9 protein-coding genes are annotated in these 8,591 nt (G+C 46.9%); 1 reads left to right on the top strand and 8 read right to left on the bottom strand.

The window, feature by feature from the left end; translation table 11 throughout:
• Positions 1-111 precede the first annotated feature (111 nt).
• The 7 genes from J0895_RS07420 to petH form a co-directional block, all read right to left on the bottom strand.
• On the bottom strand, positions 112-882 hold the full coding sequence (locus J0895_RS07420) for a class I SAM-dependent methyltransferase (RefSeq protein WP_207087471.1): 771 nt from the start codon (positions 880-882) through the stop codon (positions 112-114).
• 194 nt (positions 883-1,076) lie between these two features.
• On the bottom strand, positions 1,077-1,253 hold the full coding sequence (locus tag J0895_RS07425; protein WP_207087472.1) for a hypothetical protein: 177 nt from the start codon (positions 1,251-1,253) through the stop codon (positions 1,077-1,079).
• Positions 1,254-1,339: 86 nt separating this feature from the next.
• Positions 1,340-2,656 carry a homoserine dehydrogenase gene (locus tag J0895_RS07430; protein WP_207087473.1) on the bottom strand — a complete coding sequence of 439 codons (1,317 nt, stop codon included), beginning with the start codon at positions 2,654-2,656 and terminating at the stop codon, positions 1,340-1,342.
• 317 nt (positions 2,657-2,973) lie between these two features.
• Entirely contained in the window at positions 2,974-3,351 is a 378-nt protein-coding gene (locus J0895_RS07435) for a type II toxin-antitoxin system VapC family toxin (RefSeq protein ID WP_207087474.1), read from the bottom strand.
• Positions 3,338-3,574: a type II toxin-antitoxin system Phd/YefM family antitoxin gene (locus J0895_RS07440; RefSeq protein ID WP_207087475.1), complete on the bottom strand. Its 237-nt coding sequence runs from the start codon at positions 3,572-3,574 to the stop codon at positions 3,338-3,340. Before J0895_RS07440 ends, J0895_RS07435 begins: the two co-directional genes overlap by 14 nt.
• 77 nt (positions 3,575-3,651) lie before the next feature.
• Entirely contained in the window at positions 3,652-4,416 is a 765-nt protein-coding gene (locus J0895_RS07445; RefSeq protein ID WP_242541130.1) for a Uma2 family endonuclease, read from the bottom strand.
• A 174-nt stretch (positions 4,417-4,590) separates the two neighbouring features.
• Positions 4,591-5,811: a ferredoxin--NADP reductase gene (petH, locus tag J0895_RS07450; RefSeq protein ID WP_207087477.1), complete on the bottom strand. Its 1,221-nt coding sequence runs from the start codon at positions 5,809-5,811 to the stop codon at positions 4,591-4,593.
• Between the two features lie 675 nt (positions 5,812-6,486).
• Between petH and J0895_RS07455 the strand changes: the two genes are divergently transcribed.
• On the top strand, positions 6,487-7,491 hold the full coding sequence (locus J0895_RS07455; RefSeq protein WP_207087478.1) for a phosphoribulokinase: 1,005 nt from the start codon (positions 6,487-6,489) through the stop codon (positions 7,489-7,491).
• A gap of 127 nt (positions 7,492-7,618) precedes the next feature.
• On the opposite strand, the gene J0895_RS07460 is transcribed toward J0895_RS07455, so the two are convergent.
• Entirely contained in the window at positions 7,619-8,296 is a 678-nt protein-coding gene (locus tag J0895_RS07460) for a class I SAM-dependent methyltransferase (protein ID WP_207087479.1), read from the bottom strand.
• Between the last annotated feature and the right edge of the window lie 295 nt (positions 8,297-8,591).

Raw genomic sequence — 8,591 nt, forward strand, 5'->3', positions numbered from 1 at the left:
ATAATAGGAATCACGGATTTGGGATTGATTCCCGATCAACTCAGACCCCTGCAACTCTCCATTTGCACAAGGCGGGGTTGCAGGAGTCCCACTTAACCCGGTTACACCGGACTAACGTTTACCCAGCAATAAAATATCTTGAACGCTTAAAAAGTCTTCTCGCCCACACCAAGATCCGTAATGAATGGGTGGATTAACTCTTAATCCAAATTGTTCGGCCAATTCCAGAAAAAATCGTTCTTCATAAGCAACTGCCGACTCTGGGAATTTTTCATCTGCAAATCGATAAGTCTCAAAAATTTCTGTAAAATCAAGGGTACTCAGACCCGATTTTAAGCATGATAATGAGTCTTCATTTAATAAAAAAGCCGTGACTAACGCCTGTCCTCCCGGTTTAATAACCCGGGAAATTTCCCGTAAATAGTTTTCAATTCCCTCGGGCAAAATATGAGTAAAGACTGAAGTTAGAAAGACAAAATCAAAGCGGTTATCTGAATAGGGGAAGCGATAGTTACTCGCCTGTTCTTGTCCAGTTGGGTTGTAATATTGATTGTACAAATCCGCCCGTTGAAATTGAAAATTCGGATATCGAGGGGAAATCACGGATTGGCACCAGGTGATTCCGGATTCAACAATATCAAATCCTTCATAACTGCCGCGATCGCTCAAATATTGAGTCAGGGGAACCGCCATCCGGCCCACACCACAACCCACATCGAGTACCACTTCATCCGGTTGTAAACCCGCTATTTTTATAAAATAGCGAAAAAACTCGGTCCCGATCGCCTTAAAACTTCCCCCCACAGATAACCGCAGTTCCTTGGGCGGAAGCAATTCGTCGGGAATGATAATTTCAGGAACAGAGGATTGAGGATTGAGCATACATTGAGATAGGAAAAACTAAGACTAGACTATCAACGATTGACCCTCAATCCTCAATTGTCTAAAAATTAAACGTCTTGCCAACATTTAAGTCCCCCCCAGGGTCACCTTACAAGAGTATGTTTTTTACGCTTATAGTGATTTGCCTTACGAACGGTCCCCGGACCTTGGCATCGGTCCGGGTTAGGGTGGGGTCATAGTGACGTGCGATCGCACGTCACAATCGGTGGGTGGAGTGTCGGAGTGACGTGCGATCGCCTCCTTTGAGTGCGTGACGTGGCGATCGCCACGTCATGAAGACCCCACCCTAACCCTCCCCTTGCCAAGGGGAGGGAACCGTCGCTGAAGTTAATAGTAAGGCGAATCACCATAAACGTAAAAAACCTACTCTTGTAAACCCAGGGTCACCCGATGGGGTTGGGGGGTCTGTAATCATGCAATTCGTTAATTACGTCAATTAAAGAACGCGCAACAGACTGGGAATTGAGACGATCGCCTCCAGATTGCGAATTTCAGCTAAAGCATGATTAAAATTGCCTTCTTTCACATCATGGGTAACCACTACAATTTCCGCTTGATTTTCACGCATCCCAATTTGCACTACGGATTCGAGACTGACACCATTTCTGCCAAAAATTGTCCCCAATTCCCCGATTACCCCGGGACTATCCTGAGTCAAAAACCGGGCATAAAAGCGAGTCACCACATCTTCCATTGGGGCGATCGCGCAGTAATGTTGATGAGAACAACTTAACAACGGATGAGGTATCGGTTCCGTTTCCGTTTTCAAGACTGCTGCCACATTTAAAATATCCGCCACCACCGCGCTTGCTGTGGGACCTGCACCGGCCCCTCGTCCATAAAACATCACCTGTCCAATCGGGTCCCCTTCCACAAAAATAGCGTTATAAACCCCATTTACATTCGCCAAGGGATGTTGTTTCGGGACCAATGTCGGATGAACTCTCAACTGTAAGCGATCGGCAACATCAGTTTGGGTTGGAGTAGTAAAATCTTCTTCCCGCTTGGCGATCGCCAATAACTTAATCACAAACCCCAGTTTTTCGGCATAAGCGATATCTTCTGCACTCACCTGACGAATTCCTTCAGCATAGACTTGTTCACGCTTGATTCGTCCCCCAAATGCCAAGGATGCCAGAATTGCGATTTTATCGGCGGCATCCAATCCATCCACATCTGCCGTGGGGTCCGCTTCCGCATAGCCCAATTTTTGAGCATCGGCGAGCACTGCCTCAAAATCCGCCCCTTCCAGTTGCATCCGGGTGAGGATATAGTTGGTGGTGCCATTAACGATACCCATCACCCCTTGGATGCGGTTACTGCATAAAGACTGCTTCAGGGGTTGAATCACGGGGATACCGCCTCCCACTGCCGCCTCTAACATGACATAGACGCCCTTTTCATTGGCAGCGGTGAAGATTTCTGCACCATGCAGGGCGATCGCCGCTTTGTTGGCGGTGACAACGTGTTTTCCAGAGGCGATCGCCTGCAACATCAGCGATCGCGCCGGTTCCAAACCGCCAATCAACTCCACCACAATATCAATCTCAGGATCCGTGACGATTGACTCTAAATCCGTAGTTAAAATCTCCGCAGTCAGCTCAATATCCCGGGGTTTATCCAGCGATCGCACCCCCACCCGAGCAATTTCCAACTCCTGCAACAACGGATGACGTCCTCCGGAGTCTAGCAAAATCTGCGCCGTTCCCGCGCCCACCGTTCCCAATCCCAGTAAACCAATTTTGAAAGTCACAATTCTAATCCATAACCGACTAACTTACCATTTTTACAGGGATTTGGCGCTCAAGTCGCCCGAATCACTCCGAAAAATTGGCGATCGGTCCCGTTAAACACCCATCCACGATAAAACCTCAAACCTCAACCATCCATTTCGTAGTAACGACTTCAGTCGTTTCTTCCCCACGCAACGCCCCCTATCCCCCGTTCACTCATGCCCAGCAGCAAAACTTAGAAATGTCTGTGCCCTCAATAAAACTGACTCAACAAAACTTAGAAATGTCATCGATTTGAGGGGGGCCATTTTCAGTTCCTCTTCTGGATCATGGATCATTATTCCCATTTTGCTTGAGCATAGTTAGCTAAAATCTTGGTATCTTTTGTCAGTAAAATCTTCCCATTGATGGCTGCATGAGCCACAATGAGACGATCAAAGGGATCACGAGTCCAATCTAATCCCAGACTATAACCAATCACTTGATTAAAATCTTCCTGACAAATCTTCAAACCAATGACATGACTCAAATCAGCAATAATGGGGTCAGGCAGTTCTGAAATTCTTCCAATTTCATAGAGATATTTTAACTCCAAACGTACCATCGGTGAAATATAGGAAGTCTGAGCATTAATCAAAGACTTCGCTAACTCACTCAATTTGTCCGTTAATCCTGCATAGAGCCAAACTACAACATGAGTATCAAGGTAGATCAAGATTAACCTCCTGCTCCCAATTGATATCGAGCAGAGTGTCAGGATCGCCTAAAATAACATGGGGACGATGTACCAAGTTCTCTAACTTGTCTAACGGTTCTACGGGAATGATGCGAAGCCGTTTACCTCCCCGTTCAATCTCCAGAGGTATTCCAGTTCTTAAAATTTCGTCGAGCAAATTGTCGAGATTGCCTGTTAATTCTTTTGGGGTAATACTTTTCATTTTTTCTCCTCAACAATTTTTGTTTTTTATTTTATTTTTAAACAAGGGAAACCAGAACACTTCTAACCTAACTCCCACTAAACTGCATCCGGATCTATCCCCATTTCTCGTAAGCGTTGGGCAAGGCGATCGGCCCGTTGACGTTCATCTTCGGCCCGTTGACGTTCATCTTCGGCCCGTTGACGTTCATCTTCGGCCCGTTGTTCTAGCTGTTTTCGTTCGGCTTGTTCTGCCCGGATTAAATCGGTCACCAGCGGAGGAGAAAAGACACGATTTACAGGTAAAATAAAGTCAGGAAACTGCACCGAATGAAGATCCTGTCCTGGCAAAAATTCTAAATCTTCGTAACCCTTATCATTGTTGGGATTAAAACAAACTTGAATTTTCGACTTATTTGGATCTACAATCCAATATTCTGGAATATTGACCAGAGCATATTCTGCCCGTTTGCGGATATAATCTTCCCGCCAATTATCGCTCGTGACTTCTACAACAATCACGGGTTTTTCATCAAAATTAAAGACCCCCGCACCTTTTCGGATACAAATTCGTTCCGCAAGTTCGACAGAACAGACTAACACATCAGGAATCCTAGAGGTATGGTCTTCTGTTTGAACTCCAGTAACCTCCATTGCCACTAAAGGTAAATCTTGACTCACAAAATAACGTTCGAATTGGGAGGTTAAAAACTTGCAAATTCGAGAGTGCAATCCAGAAGGTGTGGCCATTTCAATCAGTTGCCCCCGGTATAATTCATAGATAACATCTGGTTTGCCCTGATAGTGCAAATATTCTTCAAAAGTCAAAGTCGGGGTAGAAATATCGGTTTTTAGTTGTGTCATATCCCGGTTCCCCATTAATATATTATTCTTATAATAACACGAACTTCATCAGTCTTTTGTCATTATTCTCGCCCAATCTCCCCCATCCTCCCCAAAGAAGAAGAGGAGGCCCCTAAAAGACCTCCCCTCATGCACAGATGAAGTGGCAACTAAGCGCCGATCGCCCAGTAAACCTTAGTAGGTTTCAACGTGCCAGCGGTGTTCTTTTTTGAGTTGTTTTTGATAGTCTAACCAATCCACCCCTTGGGTCGAAGTAACCGCAGACATTCCCTCATCAATGCCGCCTTCCATACCTTTCAAACCGCAAATATAGCTATGAGCATTGGGTTGTTGAAGCAGGTTCCAGATTTCTCCGGCGTTTTCCGCAATCCGGTCTTGGATGTACATCTTACCGCCTTGAGCATTCTGTTCTTCTCGGCTGATGGCGTAGGTCAAGCGGAAGTTATCGGGGAACTCAGCTTGTAACTGTTCTAACTCTTCTTTGTACAGAATGTTTGCACTGTAGGGTATACCGAAGAACAACCAGGCCAAACCTTTAAACTTGTAGTCTTCATGTTGTTCCTTGAACATCCGCCATAAGAAAGCCCGGAAGGGAGCAATCCCTGTACCCGTTGCCATCATGATGACGGTGGATTCTTCATCGTCAGGCAGTAACATTTCCTTCCCAACTGGACCCGTGATAGCCAGATCATCTCCGGGCTTCAAATGGCACAGGAAAGAGGAGCAAACACCCTTAACTGTTTCGTTTGTTTCTGGATGCTGGTAAACTAATTCCCGGACGCACAAAGAGACGGTTTTATCATCCTCATGGTCGCCATGACGAGTCGAAGCGATCGAATACAAGCGCAGTTTATGAGGTTTGCCTTTTTGGTCTTTTCCCGGAGGAATAATCCCGATACTTTGACCTTCTAAATAGCGCAAATCGCCAGCGGAAAGGTCGAAGGTCAAGTGTTGAACGATCCCACTCCCGCCTTCTCTGACGAGGGGTTCATTGCTGAGACACTTACCAGTATAGGGGTTTTTGGGCTTGTAGATATTAACAGGAATATCCTCGGTTGTTGCCTTTTTCGCTTTGGTTTGAGTCATTGGCTTGCTGGGTTGAGCTTCCTTCTGGGTCTGCTCTTGACTGACGGTGGGAGTGTGGCGACCATTGCTCGTCCCTTCTTCGCCCAGAGGACGAATGCTGACAATTTGTCCACCCATCCGCGTGATCCGGCGCATTTCTTGGTTCATGCGGTTGTACGGTACCGTAATAAAGGTACTGCCACTCCGACGAATCTGGTTAGTCGTCGCATCACTCTCGTCAGTTTGGCGCAGACCCACTACTTCATATACGAAAAAGCGGTTACCAGATTCTGTATTCACTGTAACGCCTGCTGCGCTGGGATTGTACATAATGTTAATTGCTCCAAATCAAAGAACTGTTTTCCGGCAAGGGGTTGAGAGGTTCCGGAGGCTGACTCGGAAAGCCAGTTGCAGATCCCAGAAATCTGCGATCGCCCTCTCTTTTTCCGTTGTCCGGTGATGATTATCCCTTTATCCTGTTGATGAAGGGATCTTTAAAAAGACTATTACTAGATTACAGCCCGATGTCCCCGTACTGACCTTGTGCCAAAGAAAGCAAGGTTTCATGCTTCCATTGAGCTGCCTCACCTCTTGTAAATCAGTTTAGGGACTTTTGACTCCACCGACTGAAGGTCGGGTGGAGGGAACTGAACCGGGATCAGGGTAGGTCCGCCCTCGCCAGGAATGAGTCAAATGCCCCAAACCCCTTAATGCCCCTACTCCGAACCGAGGGATATTCATGGGCTTGATCCCGCGACACCGAACTCAGAGGCATCAAGGGGCTAAAACTCGGACAAAAAAACTTTTGACAATTCTCTAAAATCATGCGATATAAGGCTTAGGGCGAATCATGATCCCCGATCGCCAGCCCGTTCTGGGCCAGGAGGATTGACTCAATTGAGTAAAGTTACACGGTGTATGTCAAGATAGAATCAATTTTATTGTCTTTTAATACGCAATAAACCGTAGCATAGGTACAAAGAGCAAGATCGATAGAGGGAATCTATGACCAGTAAGCCGGAAAGCGTGGTTCTAATTGGTGTTGCCGGAGACTCCGGATGCGGCAAATCGACATTCCTGCACCGACTAAAAGACCTATTTGGAGAAGAACTGATGACGGTCATCTGCTTGGATGACTATCACAGTTTAGACCGCAAACAGCGGAAAGAGCATGGGGTCACAGCGCTTGACCCGAGAGCGAATAACTTTGATTTGATGTATGAACAAGTAAAAGCGCTAAAGAACGGTCAGGCGGTTAACAAACCCATCTATAACCACGAAACTGGCATGATCGATCCACCTGAACGGGTGGAACCGAATCACATTATCGTGATTGAGGGCCTGCATCCCATTTATGATGAGCGGGTTCGCTCCCTGCTCGATTTTAGCGTCTACCTCGATATCAGTGATGAGGTGAAAATTGCCTGGAAAATTCAACGGGATATGGCCGAACGCGGTCACCGTTATGAAGATGTTTTAGCATCGATTAACTCCCGTCGTCCTGACTTTAGTGCCTATATTGAACCACAAAAAGCTAATGCTGATGTGGTAATCCGGGTACTACCCACTAACTTAATCTCCGATGACAAAGAACGGAAGGTTCTGCGGGTACAGATGATCCAACGGTACGGGGTTCATGATATGGATCCGGTTTATTTGTTTGATGAGGGTTCGACGATTAATTGGACGCCTTGTGGACGTAAACTAACCTGTTCCTATCCAGGGATCAAAATGGCCTACGGACCCGATTCTTTTGAGGGTCATGAAGTCTCGATTTTGGAAGTAGACGGTCAGTTCGAGAATTTAGAGGAGATGATCTACATCGAAAGTCACCTCAGTAACACCTCTACCAAGTTTTACGGGGAGTTGAGCGAACTGTTGCTACAGCATCCCACCTATCCGGGTTCTAACAATGGCACCGGTTTGTTCCAAGTACTCACGGGTCTGAAGATGCGCGCTGCTTACGAGCGCTTAACTTCGACGGAAGCAAAAATAACAGCGAAGGTGTAATAATCGTTGCTCGTTTGAAATTTCAACCCATCAATCGACGCGAGAGGCTAATCCTAGCTTCTCGCGTTTTTTTGTAGGCTTAATATGGCGGCAGTAAGGGCTGAAATCTGTGGAAAATCACCCCATCTTAGTGCGATCGCCGATATTCTACCCGCAGTTGTTTTATTGTATTATCCCCGTCAAAAAATTCGTGACGCTGGATTTCTGCTAATCCCCATTGCGAAAATTCGGCGAGTTCCGCGTCGGACAGGGGCCAGGGCGGACCCTCGGGTTCGCTGTCGTTGTCCCGATCGCGGGTAATAATTAGCAGGGTGCCTCCAGGGGCGACTAACGCGGCGATCGCCTCGATGACTTGCGATCGCACGTTGAGGGGTAAGGCTTGAATATTCCGACAGTCTTCCACTAAATCAAACTGTCCCCGCCATGCCGGATCTAAGTTAAAGAAGTCCCCAACACAGTAATTCACCGGAGAATCGGGAAATCGTTGGCGACACCAGGCGATCGCAGTGGGGGAAATATCAAAGGCGGTAACTTCAAATCCTCGGGCGGCTAAGGTTTCAGCATCATCGCCTAACCCACATCCCGTGACTAAGGCAGAACGACCCTCTGGGGTTATGGCGCGATCGTTCAACCAACTTTCCAGAACCGGATGGGGGGACAATTTGGCCCAAGGCACTTGTCCCGCATCCCCTTGGGCTTCGGCATATAAAATATCAAACCATGCCGAGGGGTCGGATTGTTCCAGGGATTGATTCGCTAATTTCTGGACTTTTTCCCGTAGGGTCTGAGGTTGTTGTTCAAACATGAAGCTAGTTTTTTTCAAGGTGAATTGAGGAGGCACTCTCGGGCGACTCCTCAGAAGGCACTTTAAGTTTATTATCCCTTAAGCGAGGATAGGGGAGATGTTCGTAGTAACGACTTCAGTCGTTACCGCGTTACTGGGCTCCTGCCCAGTAACGCTCCCATGTCCGGATCCTCCAGTTTCCAAACAGGTGCTTAAGCCCCTGATGGTGAGTGTCACAGCTTCAGGTAGGAAACGACTGAAGTCGTTACTACGAACACCGGATAACGACTGAAGTCGTTACTACGAACTAAGAGGA

The sequence above is a fragment of the Phormidium pseudopriestleyi FRX01 genome, from assembly GCF_017313335.1.
GTDB classification, from domain to species: Bacteria; Cyanobacteriota; Cyanobacteriia; order Cyanobacteriales; family Laspinemataceae; genus Laspinema; species Laspinema pseudopriestleyi.

Coding starts and splice junctions, on each gene's coding strand:
- J0895_RS07445 (WP_242541130.1), bottom strand. CDS start 4,416: ATGACACAACTAAAAACCGATATTTCTACCCCGACTTTGACTTTTGAA.
- petH (WP_207087477.1), bottom strand. CDS start 5,811: ATGTACAATCCCAGCGCAGCAGGCGTTACAGTGAATACAGAATCTGGT.
- J0895_RS07455 (WP_207087478.1), top strand. CDS start 6,487: ATGACCAGTAAGCCGGAAAGCGTGGTTCTAATTGGTGTTGCCGGAGAC.
- J0895_RS07420 (WP_207087471.1), bottom strand. CDS start 882: ATGCTCAATCCTCAATCCTCTGTTCCTGAAATTATCATTCCCGACGAA.
- J0895_RS07425 (WP_207087472.1), bottom strand. CDS start 1,253: ATGGTGATTCGCCTTACTATTAACTTCAGCGACGGTTCCCTCCCCTTG.
- J0895_RS07440 (WP_207087475.1), bottom strand. CDS start 3,574: ATGAAAAGTATTACCCCAAAAGAATTAACAGGCAATCTCGACAATTTG.
- J0895_RS07460 (WP_207087479.1), bottom strand. CDS start 8,296: ATGTTTGAACAACAACCTCAGACCCTACGGGAAAAAGTCCAGAAATTA.